13 protein-coding genes are annotated in these 22,346 nt (G+C 41.6%); 7 read left to right on the forward strand and 6 right to left on the reverse strand.

Annotated elements, in window-relative coordinates; translation table 11 throughout:
* Positions 1-245 precede the first annotated feature (245 nt).
* Together CDC33_RS17315 and CDC33_RS17320 are read right to left on the reverse strand one after the other, a co-directional pair.
* Positions 246-5,273 carry a WD40 domain-containing protein gene (locus CDC33_RS17315; RefSeq protein WP_109009522.1) on the reverse strand — a complete coding sequence of 1,676 codons (5,028 nt, stop codon included), beginning with the start codon at positions 5,271-5,273 and terminating at the stop codon, positions 246-248.
* Between the two features lie 102 nt (positions 5,274-5,375).
* Positions 5,376-6,707 carry a P-loop NTPase fold protein gene (locus CDC33_RS17320; RefSeq protein WP_109009523.1) on the reverse strand — a complete coding sequence of 444 codons (1,332 nt, stop codon included), beginning with the start codon at positions 6,705-6,707 and terminating at the stop codon, positions 5,376-5,378.
* A gap of 700 nt (positions 6,708-7,407) precedes the next feature.
* Between CDC33_RS17320 and CDC33_RS17325 the strand changes: the two genes are divergently transcribed.
* The 3 genes from CDC33_RS17325 to ftsZ all read left to right on the forward strand — a co-directional run bounded on the left by CDC33_RS17325 (position 7,408) and on the right by ftsZ (position 10,596).
* Entirely contained in the window at positions 7,408-8,262 is an 855-nt protein-coding gene (locus CDC33_RS17325) for a cell division protein FtsQ/DivIB (RefSeq protein ID WP_109009524.1), read from the forward strand.
* Between the two features lie 673 nt (positions 8,263-8,935).
* Complete coding sequence (locus tag CDC33_RS17330; protein ID WP_109009525.1) at positions 8,936-9,232, forward strand: hypothetical protein; 297 nt, start codon at positions 8,936-8,938, stop codon at positions 9,230-9,232.
* A gap of 47 nt (positions 9,233-9,279) precedes the next feature.
* The gene (gene ftsZ / locus CDC33_RS17335; RefSeq protein ID WP_109009526.1) at positions 9,280-10,596 is read left to right on the forward strand and encodes a cell division protein FtsZ; all 1,317 of its coding nucleotides are present in this window, start codon (positions 9,280-9,282) and stop codon (positions 10,594-10,596) included.
* Positions 10,597-10,895: 299 nt separating this feature from the next.
* On the opposite strand, the gene gshB is transcribed toward ftsZ, so the two are convergent.
* From gshB to hflX, 4 genes are all read right to left on the reverse strand, one after another.
* Positions 10,896-11,870, reverse strand: coding sequence for a glutathione synthase (gene gshB, locus CDC33_RS17340; RefSeq protein WP_109009527.1), 975 nt, complete (start codon positions 11,868-11,870; stop codon positions 10,896-10,898).
* A gap of 235 nt (positions 11,871-12,105) precedes the next feature.
* Positions 12,106-12,375, reverse strand: coding sequence for a glutaredoxin 3 (gene grxC, locus CDC33_RS17345; RefSeq protein ID WP_109009528.1), 270 nt, complete (start codon positions 12,373-12,375; stop codon positions 12,106-12,108).
* Positions 12,376-12,731: 356 nt separating this feature from the next.
* A complete protein-coding gene (locus tag CDC33_RS17350; RefSeq protein ID WP_109009529.1) occupies positions 12,732-13,562 on the reverse strand; it encodes an XDD4 family exosortase-dependent surface protein in 831 nt (276 codons plus the stop codon).
* Between the two features lie 445 nt (positions 13,563-14,007).
* Positions 14,008-15,777 (reverse strand): GTPase HflX, encoded by a 1,770-nt coding sequence (gene hflX, locus CDC33_RS17355; RefSeq protein ID WP_109009530.1) that lies wholly within the window; start codon positions 15,775-15,777, stop codon positions 14,008-14,010.
* Positions 15,778-16,700: 923 nt separating this feature from the next.
* Here hflX and CDC33_RS17365 point away from each other — a divergent pair.
* The 4 genes from CDC33_RS17365 to CDC33_RS17370 all read left to right on the forward strand — a co-directional run bounded on the left by CDC33_RS17365 (position 16,701) and on the right by CDC33_RS17370 (position 22,027).
* Positions 16,701-18,431 (forward strand): calcium-binding protein, encoded by a 1,731-nt coding sequence (locus tag CDC33_RS17365; protein WP_109009531.1) that lies wholly within the window; start codon positions 16,701-16,703, stop codon positions 18,429-18,431.
* 333 nt (positions 18,432-18,764) lie between these two features.
* A complete protein-coding gene (locus CDC33_RS38845; RefSeq protein ID WP_181374047.1) occupies positions 18,765-18,932 on the forward strand; it encodes a hypothetical protein in 168 nt (55 codons plus the stop codon).
* A 96-nt stretch (positions 18,933-19,028) separates the two neighbouring features.
* Positions 19,029-19,193, forward strand: coding sequence for a hypothetical protein (locus CDC33_RS38850; protein ID WP_181374048.1), 165 nt, complete (start codon positions 19,029-19,031; stop codon positions 19,191-19,193).
* Positions 19,190-22,027, forward strand: a complete 2,838-nt coding sequence (locus CDC33_RS17370; protein WP_109009532.1) for a DUF3131 domain-containing protein — start codon at positions 19,190-19,192, stop codon at positions 22,025-22,027. The genes CDC33_RS38850 and CDC33_RS17370 overlap by 4 nt, the downstream gene beginning before the upstream one ends.
* Positions 22,028-22,346 lie beyond the last annotated feature (319 nt).

Here is a 22,346-nt window from a genome sequence, read left to right on the forward strand (position 1 = left end):
CATCAACCTAAATACGTTGTTTCGGGCTTTTATCAATCACCTTTGATTGAGTGCGTAGGCGTAGCCCGCCGCAGGCATCGCTAAAATCTCATTGAAAAATCTAGCTATCAGCCTTGAAAACTCTACCTGTTATTTTGGCTTTTCTGTCAATGCGTAAGTTCTAGCTCTGAATTAACAACTTAGATCGCCTCATCAACCGCTAAACCAAGAGCGGTTGCTCATTGAGGCTTCAAGCTAATTCGTAATTAAAGAGGGTTTTTACTGGTTATACCATTACAAAGAAGGCGATCGCGCTCCTCTAGATTGGGGTTGTGTTTGAGGTAATCGCCCACCCAGCCGCAACCATGAACAAGTAGGTCGTCAAGATTTAAATTCCACAAGATTATCGTGTTGTCATCACTGGCTGATGCTAGTGTTTGACCATCTGGGCTAAAACTGACACTAAATACCCCAGCACGATGCCCATTGAGACTTTTAATTAATTTGCCATCACGGCTCCAGAGTTTCACTGTACTGTCCCAACTGGCGGCGGCGAGGAATTCACCATTGGGGCTGAAAGTAACGGCATTGACGCTATCACTGTACCCCTTTAATAAGGTTTTTAACAACGTCCCATCCCGTCGCCACAGTTTCACAGTGTTATCCCAACTAGCAGAAGCCAGTAACTCGTCAGTGGGACTAAAGCTGACACCTGTCACCCAGCTGTCATGGGGCGAGAAAGTTTTTAACAACGTACCATCTCGTTGCCAAAGTTTAACAGTTTGGTCATCACTGGCAGAGGCTAAAAGCTGACTATCATGGCTAAAGTTGACGCTATTTACCGAATCCTGATGCCCCACTAAGGTTTTGAGCAACTTGCCCTCACGGTTCCAAAGTTTCACTGTTTTATCTTTGCTAGCTGATGCCAAAAACTGACCATCAGGACTAAAATTCACGCTCATCACACTATCACTATGCCCGTAGAGAGTCATGATTAAAGTACCGTCAAGCCGCCAAATTTTAACTGTTTTGTCAAAACTTCCTGAGGCCAGCATTTCACCTTTGGGGTCAAAACTGACACTAGTAACTTGATTTGTATGCCCCACTAAAGTTTTATAAAGTCGGGTTTTGACCTCGCCACTACTGGTGTATCGTTGCCAAAGTTTGACAGTGCGATCGCTACTACCAGAAGCTAGCATCTGACCGTCGGGACTCCAAGCAACGCTTAAAACTCGCTTGCGATGCCCTTGAAGAATAGACGGTGTTGGGGCATCTAAACTCCATAGTTTCACGCTTTTGTCGTAACTTCCTGAAGCCAGCAATTTGTTATTTGGACTAAAAGCTAAACTGACAACATAATAGCTGTGTCCTTTGAAGGTTTTGAGTAAAGTACCATTGGTACTCCAGAGGTTTATGGTTTTGTCTAGACCTGCGGAAGCTAACTTTTGACTATCGGAACTAAAACTCAAACTCCACACAGCCTTACGATGCTGCCGTAAAGTTTTATAAAGACGAAAGTCAAAACCGTCTTTAGTGCTGTTACTTTCTCGCCGCCAAAGTTTCACTGTCTTATCTAGACCTGTTGACGCCAACAATTTACCATCTGGACTGAAAACAGCTACAGTCACAGCTTTCTGATGTCCCTGCAAAGTTGTAACAAGGCTACCATCGCGTCGCCAGATTTTCAATGTCTTGTCGTCGCTGGATGAGACGATCAATTGACCATCAGGGCTGAAGTTTACCCAGTTAACTGGCCCTTGATGTCCTACCAGTATTTTTACTAAGCTTCCGTCTTTGCGCCAGAGTTTTACGGTTTTATCCTTACTACCAGTAGCTAACAATTCACCATCAGGACTAAAATTAACGCTATAAACCCCATCTCCATGTCCTTTCAAGGTTTTATATGGCTTGGTGTCAAATCCACCTGTAACAGAGTTTTTGTGCCAGATTTGCACTGTTTTGTCAAGGCTGGCGGAGGCTAGGGTTTGACCATCAGGGCTAAAACTTACACAGTTAACAGCACTAGTGTGACCTTCAAGGGTTTGGAGTAAGGTTCCGTCAGGACGCCAAAGTTTCACAGTTTTATCTAGGCTACCTGATGCTAGTAACTGACCATCTGGACTGAAAGCTAGTCCCCAGACAACATCAGTGTGCCCTTCCAGGCGGTTAACCTCTGTTACTCCATAAACTGCCTGTTGCAAGGCTGTCACTACCCGCATTCGGGTATCTGGCTGCACGACATCTGCCTGTTTAAGTCCTCTCCAAGCCCGCAAACTTTCTAATAGAGCATCAAATTCTTTATTAGAGGCAAATAAAGCTTCACTAGTAGCAGCGATCGCACTAATGTTCAAGTTGCTTTCACTGCGTTCAGCTCGTAGAGTTTGGCGGACTGCTGCTCTTTTTTGCAAGTCGGCTTGCCACCATAATGTTGCTATTGTTCCGCTCATGATTGCCAGCACTGCGCCTGCTATTCGTGCTTCCCGCAGTCGCCGTTGCAATACCAAATTGAGTTGCTTTTGACTAAGTTGTTGGGCGACTTCAGCTTGAGTTTTTTCAAGTTTGATTTTTTCTAATTCCGCGAGCATACCATAATTGTTCTTTTGGCGAATTGGTTCAACTAAATAATCGTGAACTAGCTGGTAGCGATCGCCTAACTCTTCTCTAACTCGCAACACCAAACCTGAACCCACCAATATCTCTAAAATCAGTTCCCCAACTGTGTCAAAGCTTGATATTGTATCTAGATCATTATTATTAACTAATGCAGCCGCTAAATCAGTTTTAGTTTTTAACGGTCGCGTGCCTTTTTCATCAGTTAACTCAAATAATAGTTTCCAAGTTAACTCTTCATTCTCCTGACCACAATCTTTAATAACCTCCCCAAGCCAGCGTTCTACCAATTTCGCCGAGCCGCCGCAAAGTTTATATTGTCCGAGTGTGGTAATGTTTTCTATTTGTAGTTGAGCGCCAACTATTTGTAATTCAATTGGATGTACTTCGTCTAGTTCTGTTGTTAAATCTTGGACTAATCGGTTAATTAATTCATCACTTAATTCAGAATGGGAACGCTGAATAAGACTATGAATTATGGCTTTAGCATCCTCGCTAGAGAATTTTCCTAGATAATAGCGAATATCCTTATCGAGAATATTTTTATTAATTACGCCTAAATCATATAAACCAATGCTATTTTTTTGGCTGAACCGTTCAAATTCTAATAAATGATGTAAATAATCTTCTCTTAATGACAGAATAATTTTGACATAAGAAATATTTAAACATTCACTAAAAAATTGGTAAAACTCTATTCTTTCAGTGGGAAGATTACTAATAAAGAAAAATTCTTCAAACTGGTCTAAGATGATAATTATTGTATAGTTACGCTCGGTTGCTAACCGAATTTTTTCTAGGAGTATAGTGGGTGTAGAGTCAAGATTAACTGATATTCCTGTGGATGCCAGCACTTGATTTAAACTGCTTATCAAGACTGTGAGCCAATCAGTGTAAACAGACAAAACAATAGGTATAGGAATACGTTCACCGATAACTTTACCTTTGAGTGCTGGGACTAAACCAGCTTTGAGAGTTGAACTTTTACCTACACCGGATGGGCCATAAATTACTGTGAGCTTGTAGTCTGCACGAGTAATTCTTTCAATCAAACGATTGACATCTTGCTGCCGTCCAGAAGCAGATATTTCTTGGGCAACTCCCTCAGGAATAAACGGTATTTTTTGAGGTTCCAATGCTGGGTTAATTTTAGAGTGTTGCGGCTGCAATTGGCTTGCCCCAATGAAGGCACGAAAGCCATACTGATGTTCTATTTGAATCTTTTCTTGCTTGAGCTTAAAGGCTTCTGTATAGTCATGACGCTCAAAAAAGTAAAGCGATCGCAGTTCCTCTAAAATCTCTAAATAAAGAGATGGCTGATGTTGTAGCTCACAAACTACCCTCGCCCATTCCAGATTATTGATAGCCTCCTCTGGTTCACCGAGATGCCTCTGTGTACGAGCTAGCAAGAGAAGATACCAACTTTCTTGTCGTCGTCTTCGCAAAGCGTCTTGCAGAGAAGCTTGTGTTATTTCTTCGGAGATAGAAAGTGCTGTATTTGCTAATTCATGAGCCAGTATCCAATTCGACTCAGAAGCTGCCACATTTGCCAAAAAGCCATAATCTTGAGCAACTTGTGCAGCGCTTCCATAGGTTTTATGTAGATGTAATGACTTTTGAGCTAATTCTTTTAAGTCATCCCAGGCTTGTAAACGTTGCAGCATTTCACAAGCGGGCAAAATAAATTTAGCAACTAAGTCTTCTCTTTGTACTTCCTCCAATATTTCTAGGCATTGTTTAAACCACAATAGAGCATGTTCGCAATAGCTACTATTACTATTTTGATGTAAGTCTGCCATTCGGTGATAACACAGCCCCAGATGGAATATTACTATTGCTTGCTTGAGTAAAGATGAGACGGGTAAAGAAGAATTACTTTCCCACTCTGCTACTCTCCTGGTTTCTTGCTGCCACAATGCTAGGCTTCTTTGATAATTGGCTAAAGCACCATTAATTTGATCGTTGGCGTATTTATCTCGCCCTAAAACAAATTCTAAACTAGCTTCTAATCCTGGAGTTAATTGAAGGTTGTACAGGCGCAGCAAATCATTACGGGCTGATTCTATTTCGTGGCGGTGTTGAGACTTAGGATCTAAATCTAGGGAGGCGTTAGATAAAAATGTTTCGGCACCTGCTTCTAAAACTTTGGCAACTAGAGATTCTGCTTCTTGGTCGATCAAAGCAATCAAATCTACCTTTGCCATTTCAAATTTAATCGTGGTTGCAGCCCAGCTTTTAAAATCAGGTGCTAATCTTGAAAGTAATGATGCCACATCATCTTGTAGCCACAACACCACTGGAAAAGGAAAAGTCGCAGCATAGATATCTCGCGCTTGGTTAATGCCTGTAAGTAAGTTTTCTATGTCTATAGTTGACTCAATACCAAAAACCATCACAGCTGATGGCAAAGAATCTGTAAGGACAGCAGGATTATCTAAAGATAGTTCTGAGACTATTGTGTTGTGTAAGGAAGTAGTTGATGGATTCAGAACGATTTTTCTGATATAGATGTCTTTGCTAATAGAGCGAATATTTTCTAACATTTGCTCACGTAATTGCCCATAGTTACACCGAACTAAAATTAGGGCAAATTGTCCTTCGGAAAGTGCGATCGCTCTAATCAGTCTTTGCAATGTATGCTGATTTTCTTTTGTGTAGATGTGTAGCTGCTTATCACTAGTCATGGGTTATTGAACATGGGGAATGGGGAATGGGAAATTGAGCATTAGTTATTAGTCCAATGGCAAATGACAAAGGACTAACGACTAATGACTCACGCAGCACGGTTACTTTTTTTGTTGCCAAGCTAAAACTTTTTCTGTTTCTGCTAAGGCTGGACTGATGCCAAACCATCGCCCCAGAGGATCACGATATTCAAACAGATACATGCTTCTTAGTAAGCTTTGGTAATCAGACTCACCTTTAACTCTCTGCTGCTGCACTACTTCAAACAATAATTCCCACTGGGATTCATCAATAGCTAATAGCAAATCGTCGCGGTAGTCTTTAATCACGGCTTCTAAGCAGTCCCTAGAAAAGGGTGGATCTTCTCGTTGTAGGCAGCTATAAAGTAAACCTAATAAATTACGAATATGACCACCACTAACGCGACATATCCGATCCAAAGTTTGGGAGTGATCAAATAATTCTGTAATTAATAAAAGCCTTTCATTCAAAGGAACTTCTGGAAAAGCTCTTGCTAAAACTAATTGGCGGACTAGTGACATCCCTGGTTCATAGTCACTGCCATCTCTTTGGCGCACCAATACCATAGGTAGTACTTTTGGCGCAATCCCTCCCCCCAAACGATTTTTCAATGTCTCATACTCATTGGAGAAAATTAACGTTAGAGGAATTGTATAAACTAGGTGGCATTTGAGTCGGCGTAGCTGTTCGCCTCGGTCGATAAAGAGATATTCTGGTTGCGATCGCCCCGATGCTAAGGGACGCATATCCACTCGATCCAAATTATCTACAATTACTACTAATCCTTTTTGACCCCGTAGTTTTAGCTGTTCAACAGCCTTTTCGAGAATTTCTTCGTTGATCGCTTGCAAAATACTATTGGTACGTGGCTCCAGATATTGCCTTAGTTGATTCCGCGTCTGGGTACTATCTTTGGTTTTAGCGGTAATTTTGGCAATACCCAACGATAACTCTGCTTGTCCAGAAAGCTCTATGGGGCTTTGCAAAAAATCGCCTACTTCTTTAAATAAATTGGTAAAGTAACCAGGTTTGAGTTTGACGTTAATGCCTTCTAAACTGGCACTAACTTGACGGGCTACACTCAGCAAAATATCGCTGATATCAATATCCGCCATATCTAAGTCTTGACTGGACTCAAAATAAACTACATGAAATCCTGCTAATTCTAGTTCTGTCTTGAGGCGCTGCAATTCCGTTGACTTCCCGCAGCCAATATGGCCCGTAAATAACTGACAGGTTGGCTCATCAGGAGAAATCCGAATGATAGTCCGCTGCAATTCTTCCACAATCTTGCAACCACGAACATCAGCAAAATCTATGTAATACTGGCGATCTAACACGTTACTTATATTAAGCGTATAGCTTGGATTACATGCTTTATAAAAACGTGACAAATTTAATGTCGTTTTCATGTATCTAGAGGTGTATGTTGATGTGTGTATAGATGTGTGTGTAGATGCAGTTAAATTGTATTTTTTATACCAAAAATCTCTAGCTTAGATGTAGGCACACGATTACTTCGCAAGTTGGTAGTATCTTGCAAAAAACAGCACTTGTTACAGATCGCTGTCAGTAGTACGGTGGAGATTTAGTTGACCCTAGTAACCTTAAGCATATCTGTCCTTTTTACACCTGCTATTGAGTTTTTGATAATCTGTAGCTTTTATTTGACCTAACACAAACCTTTATAGCTGAGTTAATCAGTAAAAAAAGCTACTACATCATATAGTTCCCAGTTTGGATTGCTAATGATAAAGACTGGTATGAATTATAGCAATCTATACAGAGATTTAATGATATTTGCGTATCATTTCATGTTTTCTTTGTCAAGGTGCAAAATTAGAAATATATAAATTAACCTTTTGTAATCTTTAGAGACAAGATGTTTGACGATCCCTTGTCGAAAAGACAACAGTAAGTTAAGAATGGACACCGGAAACTTTAATCGGAAGGATGACTAGCGCCACGTTCGTTATGTAGTTACTGTAAAGTGTTACTAAAAATAAAAAAAGTCTTGAGGAGAGCGGCTAATAGATGCTGGCAGTGTTTACTGAGATTAATAATGATACAAGGGCGTCAAGGAATTTAGATTGTAAGTAGAAAGGGGTTTGAATGGCTGGCATAATATCAGTTTCCCGCACCGATCTAGCCCAGCGTCGTAAGAAATTACGTCGGCAGAGGCAGATGAAAATTATTCAAGCTATTTGGCGAACTTTTGCCATTACCGGTTTGGCGGTTGGATTGCTGTGGGTGGCAATTCAACCAGTGTGGGTACTAAAAAGTCCTAAACAAGTAGCGATCAAATCAGGCAATCAGTCCCTGTCAGATGAGACAACTCAATCACTGTTGGTGCTATCTTACCCCCAATCTTTGTGGCGGATTGAACCGGCAGCGATCGCTAACTCTTTGAAGAAACAACCAACTATTGCCGAAGCGATCGTTAGACGCCGCTTGTTTCCTCCTGGATTAAACATCGAAATCCAAGAACGAGTTCCTGTAGCCGTGACTCAAACACCAAGTGGGCAAAATCAAGGCACTGGCAACAAAAAAGTCACAATCGGCTTACTAGATGCAAGCGGGGCCTGGATGCCTTTAGAAAAATACACATCACTGAATCCTACTAAGAAATTACCCAATCTCAGAGTAATTGGATTGCCCAAACAATACTGTCTCTATTGGCCTCAACTTCATCAAGCTGTAAGCCAAAGTCCCATAAAGGTAATGGAAATTGATTGCCAAAATCCAGCGAATTTAATTTTGAAAACAGAACTAGGAAATGTGCATCTCGGCGTTCCGGGCCCCCAACTGTCTGAACAAATTAAAGTACTCGCCCAAATGCGTCATTTAGCAGCAAAACTAAATTCCGGCCAAATAGAGTATATTGATCTGAAAAATCCCGAATTTCCATTAGTACAGATGAACCAAAAAGAACAAAAAATAACTTCCAAAACTCCTAAAAACATCTAGTACAGCACCGCGTGAATAAACATAGCATTTCAAATGGCGCAAAAGCCTAGAATACAATTCTTTTGAATGCGTGATTTTTGACTTCCGCCTTGCAGTACTAGAGTGTTTAATGTATTGATAGCTCCTAGTAAATTAAGAAGCTTTATGCTGATAAATAAATTTATTATTTTCAGTTTTCGAGCAAACCTCACGAAAATCGGCATTAACTTCTAATTAAAATGAGAAGATAAATCCTAAAATCTCTATTACGAGTAAAACACTTTCAATTATGACCCCTAACACCTAATAGTAGGGTGCAAGATGTTCAACAATCTAATGGTGGGCTATGGCGGGCAAAACGCCTTCTATTTCCAAAGACAGTTTACCGAAGTTTCAATCTGTAAAGGAAAATGCCGCCCAAAGTTGCGTAAGCATTGCTTCTGGGCAATTAGTTTAGACTATTCTGTGCTGTAATTTCTATGGGGTTACGAAACCTCTGGAAAAATCTTGATTTGTTGACCACACTAGTAAGGGTTCTCGTAAGATAGACTATTGCTCAAACAAAGTCTCCCTTAAGACCCCCAAACAACAAATTAATCAGGTATAGTCTGACAAAGTAAATTATTGCTTACTTCAACCTGAGGGATAAGTAAGTATAAGGTAAATTTTGTGTCTAAAGTTGTAGTTATCCCCAATGGTGAAATCTATTAATAATATTATTGAGGTAGATAAGATGCGCTGTAGTGTGTCTTTACAAGTTCTGCCCTCTGCTGAGAATAATGAAACGATTAATGTATGGTTGAAGTTATACAGATCACTTTTAGATAAATGTAGGTATACTTCTCTAGAATTGGCTGTGCGATCGCTTGCCTTGAAGGCTCATCCCATAGCAAATTTTCACACTGCCAATTCTGTTAGGCTTGGCAGTGTGAAAACCATAAAGAACAGTGCCCTAGTATTGTGGCACTTTCAAACTAAAGTTGACTCTTAGGTGAATAACACCTGAAAAAGTCGTTTATCTACCCTTTGACAAATCCAATGACACTTGATAATAACCAAGGACTTAACTATAAAAATTCCCAATCTACGGGACAGCCGGGGTTCTCTCTGGCAGTTAACTCGACCAATCCCTTTAATAACTCTGGGTTGAACTTCGGACAAAATCACGATAATAAGAAGATTTCTACGGAAAATAGCCGAATTGGCGAGATTGTTCCTGGTCGGGTTGCCAACATCAAAGTGATTGGTGTCGGTGGTGGCGGTGGCAATGCCGTTAACCGCATGATTGAATCTGATGTCTCTGGGGTAGAGTTTTGGTCAATTAACACTGATGCCCAAGCTCTTACCTTAGCTGGCGCTCCCAGTAGATTACAAATTGGACAGAAGCTAACACGGGGTTTAGGAGCAGGTGGTAATCCTGCTATTGGTCAAAAGGCAGCAGAGGAATCACGAGACGAAATTGCTACAGCTTTAGAGGGTGCAGACCTAGTATTTATCACTGCTGGTATGGGGGGTGGTACTGGGACAGGTGCAGCGCCGATAGTGGCAGAAGTAGCAAAGGAAATGGGCGCTCTCACTGTTGGTGTAGTCACACGTCCATTTGTGTTTGAGGGACGCCGCCGTACCAGCCAAGCGGAACAAGGTATTGAAGGGCTAAAAAGTAGGGTAGATACACTGATCATTATCCCCAACAACAAACTACTGGAAGTGATCCCCGAACAAACACCTGTGCAAGAAGCTTTTCGTTATGCAGATGATGTACTGCGTCAAGGGGTGCAAGGTATTTCTGATATCATCACGATCCCCGGTTTGGTAAACGTTGACTTTGCTGATGTCCGAGCTGTGATGGCAGATGCGGGATCGGCATTGATGGGAATTGGCGTTAGCTCTGGAAAATCTAGAGCTAGAGAAGCTGCGATCGCAGCTATTTCTTCACCATTATTAGAATGTTCTATTGAAGGTGCTAGAGGGGTTGTCTTTAATATTACTGGTGGTACTGATCTCACTTTGCATGAAGTGAATGCAGCCGCAGAAGCAATTTATGAAGTAGTTGATCCCAACGCCAATATTATTTTTGGGGCTGTAATTGATGACAGACTCCAAGGTGAGGTAAGAATTACTGTAATTGCCACCGGGTTTACAGGTGAAGTGCAAGCTGCGGTACAACAAAGCGTGGCTAACGTTCGAGTAGCACCTAATACCTCGAAACGACCAACAACACAGCAACCACCTGTTAATCCGCCAACCTCAACTCCAAGTTCAACTCCAACTCCAACTCCAATTCCAGAACCGAAAGAAAAACCAGGATTAGATATACCTGATTTTCTGAGAAACCGACGTACACCACGGAATTAAAAGATTTTGGATTTGAGGTTTTAGATTAAATTAGCACTCTCAGGTTAGGCTGAGTGCTGTATAAAATCTGCTAGTTCCAGGGTTTTACTAAGAGCAGGGGTAAGCAATCTGTTGCCATCCCCAATCTTGCTAATTGGTAAAAACTCGTTAACGCTACTTTATAGAAATAAAATTAACTTGGGCAGGAGTCGGCTGGCTCACATGTCCAGCTATGCTTTTGGAAAAAATAAACTGATGTAGTAAGCACAAAGCGTACTTACTACAAACCCTTAAAACTCGAAGCAAAAAATAAATGTAAATTATTTTTTGCTTTTTATTGTCTGTTCAAGCCATTGAATAATCTGATGGCCAAGGTGAGTACCATCTAGGCGATCAATCTCACGAATTCCAGTAGGACTAGTGACATTAACTTCAGTTAAGTAGCCACCAATAACATCAATACCTACAAAAATTAAGCCGTCTTGGCGTAACCGTTCGGCTACTTGAGTACAAATTTCATACTCCCTTGGGGTAATTTCGGTTTGAGCAACTGTGCCACCAGTAGCCATATTATTGCGAAAATCAGTTCCGCTAGAGAGGCGATTGAGCGCACCAATTGGTTCGCCATTGAGTAGGATAATTCGCTTATCTCCTGCTTTTGCCTCCGGTAAATAGGTTTGCACCATTACAGGCACTCGACCTTGGAAGGTACTGAGTTCGACAATAGAGTTAAAATTGCGATCGCCTGATTGCAAAAACAAAATTCCTTCCCCAGCTTTGTTACCCAGTGGTTTGAGAACTGCTGCTCCCTTGGCTTCGACAAATTGCCGGATAAACTGCTTATCAGCACTGACAATGGTTTCTGGAATCGCTTTAGTAAACTGGAGGGCGTACATTTTTTCATTTGCCCCTCGGATACCGCTAGGACTGTTAATCACTAGGGTTTTATTTTGGTCAATGTAATCCAGAATGTACGTGGCATAGAGGTAGGAATCATTGACAGGTGGATCTGTCCGCATAAATACGGCGTCCATTGTCTCTAAAGAAGTTAAGCAAGAATCACTCAACTTATACCAAGGATTCACCGCTACCCAACGTCCCTCCAGCAACTGCACTGGCACAAGTTCGACTCGCTGTAGGACAGCCCAAGCTTTGCTCTCCACCACACTCAGCAGATTTGCCTGAGTCACCCAAACTTCGTGTCCCAGGATTTGCGCTGCTTCAATTAGGGCAACACTGGTATCATGACACGGGTCAAGCAAATGGATGGGATCAATGATAAAAGCCAGTTTCACCCTTTATACCTCAATCACCAAGAAATTAAATGGTTATTCAATTATTATCTCTTGATGCTCTCAGCAATTGACGTATATATGTACTGCTGAGTGGAACCTGGTGGATAAAGTCTTGTAGACAGATATCGTTTTTTTGAGAAAAAAGCCTGTAACAAGGCAGCACGTAGCTATCCAGAGGTGCGGCGACTGCCGTGTGTAGCGGCTTGTCGCTAGCTTCTAGCAATATTTTCTCAACCTACACGTTGCTAGAAGTTAGTAGTTCATCTAGCTTGCCTTGACTGTCTAAAGCGTGGATATCATCACAACCACCTATGTGATCATCATTGATAAAAATTTGCGGTACAGAGCGCCGTCCATTTGCTCTTTGAGCCATTTTATTTCTGGCTGTCTCATCTCCATCAATGCTGTATTCAATAAATTCAACTCCCTTGTTCTTTAGCAAACTTTTGGCACGAATGCAAAATGGGCAAGTTTTCCAAGTGTAAATTTCTACTTTTGCAGCCATAAAGTCCTCAACTTGATTTAATACTTTTTAATTTTAGAACTTTGCCACTGACTCTAGTGGTCTGTCAAATCCATTTTGACGGTTAGAGAGACGCGATAAATCGCCGTCTCTACAGGAAATCTATCCATCAATTATTTATTGACAGATTACTAGACACCTGATCTTGGTTTGTCTTTACCCTTATAAGGCGCTAACTTGGTTTACATAAAAAAATTAGTCAAGAGATAAAGTCTGGACTCTTGACTAAGATATTATGTTTATACCAATTTTGTTAAAAAACAGGGTGGCTATTATCTAAATTGTGAGAATTGCTTATAAAGCGTAACTCAGTTATCAGTTAGTACTCAAGTTCTCATTTAAGCTGAGACTAGAGGCTTTTTCTTGGCAACTCTCAGCGCACCTAGAGCAAATAAACCAAGAGCAACTGTTGCACTAGACTCAGGTACTCTTTTAGGTGGAGGTGGTGGAGCAATATAATAAGTACTAGGCTCATCTAAACCAGTACCATACTGAAAACGAATATTCTGAATCTTTGTTAAATCAAAGCCAGTAGGTAGTCCTGAGAAAACGAATGTGGCAGAGTCCTTCACAAAAGTCCCTCCACTTACTGCTGGATTTGGACTATCGTAACCAGTAATAATACCGTAATTGAATTGCTGTCCACCCGAAAGACCGAAACCAGGCGATATCCCAAAACCTGCTGTACCAATACCGTAGTGCTGAGTTACTGGGTTAGCTACGCCATTAGCACCACCCAGCCCTGTACTAGCGGTAGTCTTTGCAAAACCCCATTCAACTGTATTTCCTCCAACCTTGGTAAGATCGACATTAGTTCCGGTAGTTAGATTATTCTTGATTACGGTTGGAGCTTTGGCTGAAGACAAGGTTAAGTTTGTTAAGGAAGATCCAGCATAATCCCAGAAAATTCCTGTTAGAACATCTGAAGGGGCTGATGCACCTGGGCCTGTATTAGTAAGGGTCAGTGTCAACTTGCCTGCTATTGAATCATCAAAGACAGCTTTTGCCGAAAGGGCTGTACTGCTTCCACCTGATATTGGGTTAGTACCTGTGGCTGAGAAAGTCATGGAGGCTGCATCTGCTCTTGGCATCTGCGACATAACCACAGCTAATGTTGATATACAGTAAGTTGCATAACCTACTATCTTCTTGGAATATAGTTGAGACACTCGCTTGAAACTCCTTTGCTTTCTATTTAAGGCATTTAAAATGTCTTAAGAGAACTTTTTAGTAATAATTACTCATGTATAAATTGGCATAAGAAACTATTCATTGTCTACCTTATAGATTAAAGTTAACTAAAACTTTAAGTAGGAAATAAGCAATAATTTTTTAACAGTATATTTGAGTATTTTAAGTATTTACACTTAAAATATTTTTAAGCTTAAGGTATGCATAATCAGCTTGCTTAATTAAGCTTTTATTTTTCCATATTTAATCAATCAATTTGTGTGGAAGATTGGTAAGTCGCTTCTGGATAAAAGCTGATGGTTTTCCATACATACCACGAGATTTTAGATTAAACGAAGAAGGGAAGGCGAAATCACCTTCCCCAGAGTTAAAAATTTAGGACACTAATATTAAGATGTTGACACTGAATTTGCAACTCAAGTTTTAACTACAGTCAACAGCATATTCAATCAGCTTGGCAAGACGCTGGCGTAACGTCTCTAATCCCAGGCGCTGACTCGCAGAAATAAATACCGCTAGGGGAAATTCTTCTCTAGCTAAAGCTAGTGTCTCACTATTAGCTTGATCAATCTTGTTAAAAACAACCAGCGCCGGGCCAGGAGTTATTGGCATTTGTGCCAAGATTTCTCTGACTGAGCGAATGTGACGCAACCAAGCGGGGTGAGACAAATCCACCAAATGGAGTAGGGCATCGGCTTCTGTGACTTCCTCCAAGGTGGCGCGGAAGGCATCCATTAATGATGCAGGCAGTTCGTGTATGAACCCTACTGTATCTGTAATCAGAATTTCTTGAGGTTTATTAGCTTCGCCATGAGGAATTACCAAGCGGCGGGTAGTAGGATCGAGAGTGGCAAATAGCTGGTCGGCTGTATAAACTTCTGCATTTGTGAGAGCATTCAGCAAAGTGGACTTGCCAGCGTTAGTATATCCAACCAAAGCCACTGAGGGAACTTCTTCATGCTGTCGTCGCTGTCGTAACCGTGAACGATGCGCTTGCAATTGGTCTACTTCTTTTTGTAGTCGAGAAATGCGCTGCCCAATGGCACGGCGTTCAGTTTCCAGTTTGGTTTCACCAGGGCCACGAGTTCCAATACCACCACCCAATCGGGACATGGCGCGACCTCTACCAGCCAATCGCGGTTGCATGTATTCTAACTGTGCTAGTTCTACTTGCAACTTACCAGCACGGGACTGAGCGCGTTGGGCAAAGATATCCAAAATTACTTCGGTGCGGTCAACCACCCGGATACCAATTTGCATTTCTAAGTTGCGGACTTGGGAGGGTGAGAGATCGCGGTTAAAGACGACAAGATTAACTCCTAGTGTTTGGGCTGTTAGGGCAATCTCTTGCACTTTACCTTCGCCAACTACTGTTTGGGGATGAATGCGCGATCGCTTTTGTTGTATTGTCTGTAATACATTCCCCCCTGCTGTATCAACTAAACGCGCCAATTCCATTAGGGTGTCTTGGAATTGTAGAGGGGTTATCTCACTGGTCATCAGCCCTACAATTAGCACGCGATCGTTGTCAGAATCTACTTCCTGGGCGACAAATTCGCGTTGGAATTCCGCTTCCAGATTTTCTACCAAGTCTACTAAATCCTGTTCTGCCAGATCATCCAAGCCGAGAGGTGGCGATATATTCCAACTTGGGGATTGGATTTGTTTAGAGTGAGCGAAGCCGAATTGGCTTTCTTCTACTTTGACAGCAGCAGAGCTAGGAATCAGGGTGCGAGAGTCTTGGGGTGTCAGATGAGCTAGATAAGCTTCTTTCACATACCCAGTTGCGCCGCCTCCCCGCCGTGTGAATCCGGTTCCGGTAATATTTAGTACAACTAGGGCATCTAAGCGTTGCAGTGCCATCGCTGTGAGCGCCGCTTCACTAGGCGGTTCTGCCTTGAGATGGGTGGCGATACAACGAATACCACTGAGTCGTTCTGCACCGTAACGAGGCAATTCTAGGGGTGGTATTTGTGTTTGACGCGGTGTACCTACCCCGACGCGAATCACTTGTCCGCGACGGTTGATGTAGGCGCACACAGGCTGATTGACTTCTGTGCTAATTGCTGCCAGACGCTGGGAAAACTCGGACGTGGTGATGCGATCGCCCGGTATACGCTGGTGATACAGCCTCTGTAATTGCTTCAGTTGGCTGGATTTCAGACCTTGAAGATTTCCAAAAATAGTTTCTATAGGCGTTTATGACCAGTTAAATGGCCCCCCGAATCCTTATATGTCTATTTTATAACAGGGTTTAGGCTCCTATCTCTCTCTTTTGAGGGATGCATTGTGAATTAGTTGGCAAAGGGTATTGACTTGAGGCTCTTTATCTTCCCTTTGAATACTACGGTATAACTTCACTAGAGGCATTACGTCTGATATCTGCAATAGAAGTTTGGCTGGGACATTCTCATAAAGTCTTACGTTATTCAAAAAAGCAAATATTGTTAAAGTACTTGCCTTGAAAAAAGATACCAGCAGTATTTCGAGTTTATTCGTTGTGTGGATCTGGATAATTATGACGGGTGGCAATACTTGTCGGGTTTTGGGGAAAAGGGGAAGGGGAAAGAAAAAACCTTAAAATTTTTGCATTTGTTGTAAAAAAAATAACTAAATTAAGAATATTTACTGATTTATGTCTTTTATGTAAAGGTTAGTTTTAATACAGGAGTTCACCAGACTCAGTTACACAGCTTACAACAGGTTCGACTAAGTTGTTACATTAGTTCCCTTAAGTTAAGGGGTAAACCTACTAAAGTTTCAACCAATTCAACTTTGACCGCTCAACAAGCGCAGAGAAGACAGGAAAAATCTCCGGCTTTGCGCTGCCTTGTCTGCGTGCAAATTGTCTGATCGCTTTCAATAAAAGACTAACGATTGACGGTATTGACATCCCTACTTTAACCATCAAAGGTTAATAGGATAAAAATTTTCAGTTTTACAAAAGTGTTTCTACAAACGACGCGATTCCAAATTGCGATCGCCTACGTCATCGCACAACTGCGACTGTCTTAAAGAGACTAGATAAATCATCCATTCAAACAACTACTTAGCAACATAGTTTATTGCTGAGAACATACTACCAATTCACCTTACAAGTATTCGGAGTTAATCTCATGGCTGGCAAAACATACTACGTTTCTGGAACAGGCAATGATAAAAATGATGGCTTGAAGGAAGGATCTGCATTTCGCACCCTCCAAAAAGCTGGAGACTTGGTAGCCGCAGGTGATACCGTCTATGTCATGAATGGTACTTACACAAACATTTACCCTAATATCCTGAGTATTTCAGATAAGCATGGTACCGCTAATGCACCGATTACATTTACTGCTTATCCTGGACACACACCTGTTCTAGAAGCACACAAAAACAATTGGAATGCTGTCTCAATTACAGGCTCTTCTTACGTAGTAATTGAAGGGTTGACAATGGTGGGAGCGCGAGATGAAATTACATTAAAATATGCGCTCCAGCAAAAAAATAATTTGAGTAACCCAGCAACATCTGGAAGTGGTATTAACGTTACATATATTGATGGCGACAAAGATAAGCATTCACATCACATCACAATTAGTAATAACAATATTTCTAAGTTTCCAGGAGGTGGGATTGGAACAACCAAAGTAGACTACATTACAGTAGAAAACAATGTTGTTTCTGGAAATGGTTGGTATTCTCCCTTTGGAGTCCAAGGGATTACAATGTTGAACCTCTGGAATTCTGATGAGAATGTTACAGATTACAAAGTAATTATTCGTGGCAATACTTCCTTTGATAACAAGCAGTTAGTACCTAGTGATGCAACGGGAAAAATACAGGAAGGTCATGGGATAATGCTTGATAGAAGCTATATCGGCACTGAATCTTATGCGGGCAAAGCCTTAATTGCCAACAACCTAATCTATAACAATGGTGGCGCAGGTATTCAGATTTTTAAAAGCAAAAATCCTGTAGATATTGTCAATAATACAGTTTACCAAAACTCACAAAAAATTCTAACCGCAGAAATTTTTATTAACAGCTCTAAAAATGTTCACGCATCTAACAACATTATGTATGCAAAGAACGGAGAGCCTGCCAATTCTGTTGTTAATTCTACTAATGTTTCATTTGACAATAACCTTGCTTACAAGGGAGTTCTTAAAGGCACAGGATCAGGAAATATTTTAAACAAAGACCCGTTGTTTGTTAATGCAGCGAATCATGACTTTAGGCTCAAACCTGGAAGTCCTGCGATAGATGCTGGTTCCAATGCCTTCAATAGCATCACTAAGAATACTCCCCTAGATGGCGATGGCAACGGCAGTGTATTGATTGATGCTGGTGCATACGAAGCCGCGACCAATAAGACTGCTATTACTAACAAAATTTCTCTTCTTAATGGCACTGATAGCTCTGAGTACCTAAAAGGCAATGCCCCAGCCAGCAAGATTTATGGGTTGGGGGGTCAAGATACTATCGTAGGTAATCTAGGAAATGACCAACTTTTCGGAGGCGACGGAAACGATACGCTATTTGGTGGTGTCGGTGATGACCAACTATTAGGGGACACAGGCAATGACTGGCTTTATGGGGGCGCAGGCAAAGATATACTTACAGGGGGTTATGGCGCTGATACCTTTGTATTGGCTTTAGGTGAGGGCACGGACTCTATTACTGACTTTGAAATAGGTAAGGATAAGCTTGCGTTGTCAGGTGGTCTTAAGTTCGGTCAATTGTTGATACAGCAACAAGGAAGTATTGCCTTCATTATGGATAGTTCTGACAATCAAGTGTTGGCGAAGTTGGATAATGTCACTGCAAGTATACTTTCGGCTCAACCTTCCACTTTTATGACTATTTAGTTGTGTCTTTTGATATCCCTCTTTCAAGAAACAAGGCAGAAGGCAGAAGGAAAGAGGATTTTACTTGTTTTTTCCATCCATAACGGAAGCGATCGCGTCCGTAAACAGCTTCTGTCACTATCGGAGAAGGAAATCTCTAGAAGCTTTATCAGTCAATCAATACAGACTATCCTATTACAAAAACTTGGTTGTTGTATTTGTTATTAGAAAAAAGGCGTTGCTGATTTCATGTATGAAAACGATTCTGCATAATATCAAAATCCGGCGTTGCATTGCAACGTCTCTACATCTGGATTCATACCGCAATTGGGCAACGCCAGAAAAAATCTTGAGATGCCTGCGGCGGGCAGAGCGATCGCTTCGTATACAAAAGCTCTAGAATTCAGAAATGGCAAAATTTTTCGGAGAGTGACACAAAAGGGATATTACAACAGAGCGATCGCATCAGTTGAGTGTATTTGGATTCGCTCTTTAGAGATTGTTGAGGGTTTTAGAGTCTGAATACGTGAATAAAATAACACCATAAGCATTTTTTTGTCAATTTTTTATTTCTTTGGTTAGACTGAGTTTGCAATTTTCTTAAATCCGGAAAATTTTGTGTTTGCACTCGTCACCTACTTCGCAGTACTGCTCAAGAATATCCGTTCACCGGAATATCGGCTCAAAGCGGCGCAAGAATTTCATTGGTTAGCGCGTGATTATACTGACGGGAACAAGAAATTTGTCACCTATGACGCTCCTAACTCCTTCTTTGCATTATGATATACAAACCCCGTCAACAAAAGCTGTTGAGATGGATTGCATTATTCCTAATTGGGACATTTCTGCAATTGTTGTTTTACATCCCGACACCAGTTTTATCCCAAAATTCCAGTAGCTGTGGGAATATTACAGCCCCGCTCACCCCTGAAGAACAAACTTATGCTCGTGCTGCTTGGCAATATTTTGTCAAAAATTATCAGCCAGCAACGGGATTTACTAATTCTACTGGCGGTTATCCTTCTGGTACACTCTGGGATATGGGGAATTACCTGATGGCGTTGAATGCTGCACGCTGGTTGAATCTTACTGACCAAGCAGATTTTGATTCACGCCTCAACAAGTTTTTGACAACTCTCAACAGCTTAAAGTTATTTGAAGATACTTTGCCCAATAAAGTCTATAACGCAGCCAACGCACAAATGGTTGATTATGGCAATAATCCACTGGAGCGAGGTATTGGTTGGTCTGCTTTGGATGTCGGGCGAATCCTGGCTGCGTTTGATGTTATCCGCACCTGTCACCCTCAATATAATGACTGGCTAAAAGGAATTGTAGCAAAGTGGCAGGTAGCGCGATCGCTCAAAGATGGACAACTTTTTGGAGCTGCTGTTCTCCCAGACAACACAACGTTATTAGTGCAAGAAGGACGGCTCGGCTACGAAGAATATGGCGCTAGGGGTTATCAACTTTGGGGTTTCTCTGCACCAAAAGCTATTGCTTTTGAGCCGTTCAAGTTAGTTGAAATTAACGGTGTTCAAATTCCCGTTGATACCCGTGACTTTCAAAGCACCAACGCTAATAATTACGTTGTTAGTGAATCTTATATCCTTGATGGAATTGAGTTTGGCTTGCAAGGTGAGTTAGCTGATTTTGCTGCCAGGGTTTTAGATGTGCAAAAACGGCGTTATGACACCACGGGGCAGTTGACTGCTGTCACAGAAGATAATATCGATCAAGCGCCTTATTTTCTCTACAACACTGTCTACGCTAACGGTGCAAACTGGGCAACAATCACCGATGCTAATCAACCTTATCCCCAGTTTCGCAGCATCAGCACCAAAGCTGCTTTTGGTTGGCGCTATCTGTTTCCAGATAATCCTTATGCTCAAAAAGTTTTTGATGCTGTCAAGGATCTCCGCAGTCCTGATGATAGTGGTTACTATGCTGGTATCTATGAAGAATCAAAACAACCCAATAAAGCTTTGACAGGTAATACTAATGGGCTAATTTTGGAGATTTTATACTACAAAGCTAAGGGAAACCTCCCTTTAATTGCTTCTGGTTCTGTGAGTGTGTCTACTGGCAAGCCCAGTGAAGAAGCTTCTCCTACAACACCCTCAAATCAACCAAATTCTCCTGTTACGACTCCTACCGCAAATCAACCCAATTCTATTACAACTCCTACCCCAACCCCTGCGGAGACTTCTAAACCTACAGAAGTGGCTGTTGCACCTATTCCACCAGTGGATAGTCCCAAATCATCTAACCTCAAACTAGATCGACCACTGTCAGTAATTGAACGGCGTTATGCAGAGGCGGCTTGGCGGTACTTTCAAGCTAATTATCACTCCAAGAGTGGGCTGATAGACGATCGCAGTGATTTCAAAGGTGCAACTCTCTGGGGCTTAGGAGATTATCTCGCAGCTCTCCATGCAGCGCGATCGCTCGATATAATTACCCCTAAAGAATTTGACCAGCGCACCCGACATCTTTTAGCAGCCTTGACAAAGTTACCGTTATTTGCTGGAGAATTGCCGAGTCGGGGTTATAATACGCGAACGCTGCAATCAGTAGATTATGGTGGAAATCCAGTTCCAGAAGGCAACGGCTGGTCAGCTTTAGATTTAGGTAGAATGCTGGCAGCGCTTTATAACTTAAAAACCTGTCATCCAGAATACACGGCTGCTGTAGATAAAATTGTGCTGGATTGGTCATACTTGCGTGTGGTACGTGAGGGTATTCTTTCCAGTGCTACAACCACCAAAGAAGAAGATGGGCGATCGCTTACCCGCGTCAATCCTGAAACCCGCTTAGGTTATGAAGAATACGCAGCTCGTGCTTTTCAATTATGGGGATTTAATGTTGATGGTTCTGCTGTTGGGGGTGAATATCAAACTACCTCAATAGAGGGAGTGAAAGTTCCAATTCAACGTCGTCGCACAGATACTAAATCGAAAGTTAACCAATACACAGTTAGCAATCCATTCTTACTCTATGCACTGGAGTTTGGACTAGATCCACAAATGCGATCGCTTTTTGAACCAATTTTTCAGGCGCAAGCTGAACGTTACCATCGCACTGGAACTCTTACAGCCTCAGCCACTACCCTAATTGATCGTAAACCTTACACTGTCCACAGCACAATTACTGGACATGGTGAGTCTTGGGTGGCTTTGGGAGATGACGGACAAACTGTACCAAAAGGGCGATTGGTAAGTACAGCAGTCGCTTTTGCCTATCATGCCCTGCTTCCAGAAAACAAGTACAGTCAAGAGTTACTGCAAGGAACAACTGACTTATACAATCCATTAGCCGGATTTTATGAAGGTTTCTATGAAGCCACAGGTAAAACAGCAGTTGGTTTCACCAGCAGCACCAACAGTATGATTTTGCAATCCTTGCTGTACAAAGTGATGAATCGACAACCCCTAATTCGTCCGGCTACCAGCATGAAATCTCCTTGGTGGCAAGAAATTACAAAGGGAGATTCTGGGCGAGGTTTACCCAACACTGCGAAACAACGAGCTAAGTTAATTTCTGATAGTTCTGGAAGTTACTGGGTTTCAGGTAGTGAAAATACTAAGTTAGTAACGGATACAAAAGTTACAAAGTAATAACGTCTTCCCATACCTAAAGTAAGCTAATCGGCAGAGTTAAAAGTCAGACCAATACGGTTCGGATAAGGTTTTTTGATGACACGCCCTAGATCCAAAGACGCGATAAATCGCCGTCTTTACAATAATCAGTCCTTTGTAGAGACGGCGATTTATCGCGTCTCTTGCCTTAACCGAACCGTATTGAAAGTCAGACAACTTTTTGACTCTGCTTTTTAACGCCTATTTTGCGAAATCTGATTACATCTTGATTGAAATACAACTCACTGTAATTACAAAGTTGTGTTTGTTAATAATCAGTTGTATTTGGGAATACTTG

Source organism: Nostoc commune NIES-4072 (assembly GCF_003113895.1).
Taxonomy (GTDB): domain Bacteria; phylum Cyanobacteriota; class Cyanobacteriia; order Cyanobacteriales; family Nostocaceae; genus Nostoc; species Nostoc commune.

Coding starts and splice junctions, on each gene's coding strand:
- CDC33_RS17315 (WP_109009522.1), bottom strand. CDS start 5,273: ATGACTAGTGATAAGCAGCTACACATCTACACAAAAGAAAATCAGCAT.
- CDC33_RS17320 (WP_109009523.1), bottom strand. CDS start 6,707: ATGAAAACGACATTAAATTTGTCACGTTTTTATAAAGCATGTAATCCA.
- CDC33_RS17325 (WP_109009524.1), top strand. CDS start 7,408: ATGGCTGGCATAATATCAGTTTCCCGCACCGATCTAGCCCAGCGTCGT.
- CDC33_RS17330 (WP_109009525.1), top strand. CDS start 8,936: ATGGTGAAATCTATTAATAATATTATTGAGGTAGATAAGATGCGCTGT.
- ftsZ (WP_109009526.1), top strand. CDS start 9,280: ATGACACTTGATAATAACCAAGGACTTAACTATAAAAATTCCCAATCT.
- grxC (WP_109009528.1), bottom strand. CDS start 12,375: ATGGCTGCAAAAGTAGAAATTTACACTTGGAAAACTTGCCCATTTTGC.
- CDC33_RS17365 (WP_109009531.1), top strand. CDS start 16,701: ATGGCTGGCAAAACATACTACGTTTCTGGAACAGGCAATGATAAAAAT.
- CDC33_RS38845 (WP_181374047.1), top strand. CDS start 18,765: ATGCCTGCGGCGGGCAGAGCGATCGCTTCGTATACAAAAGCTCTAGAA.
- CDC33_RS17370 (WP_109009532.1), top strand. CDS start 19,190: ATGATATACAAACCCCGTCAACAAAAGCTGTTGAGATGGATTGCATTA.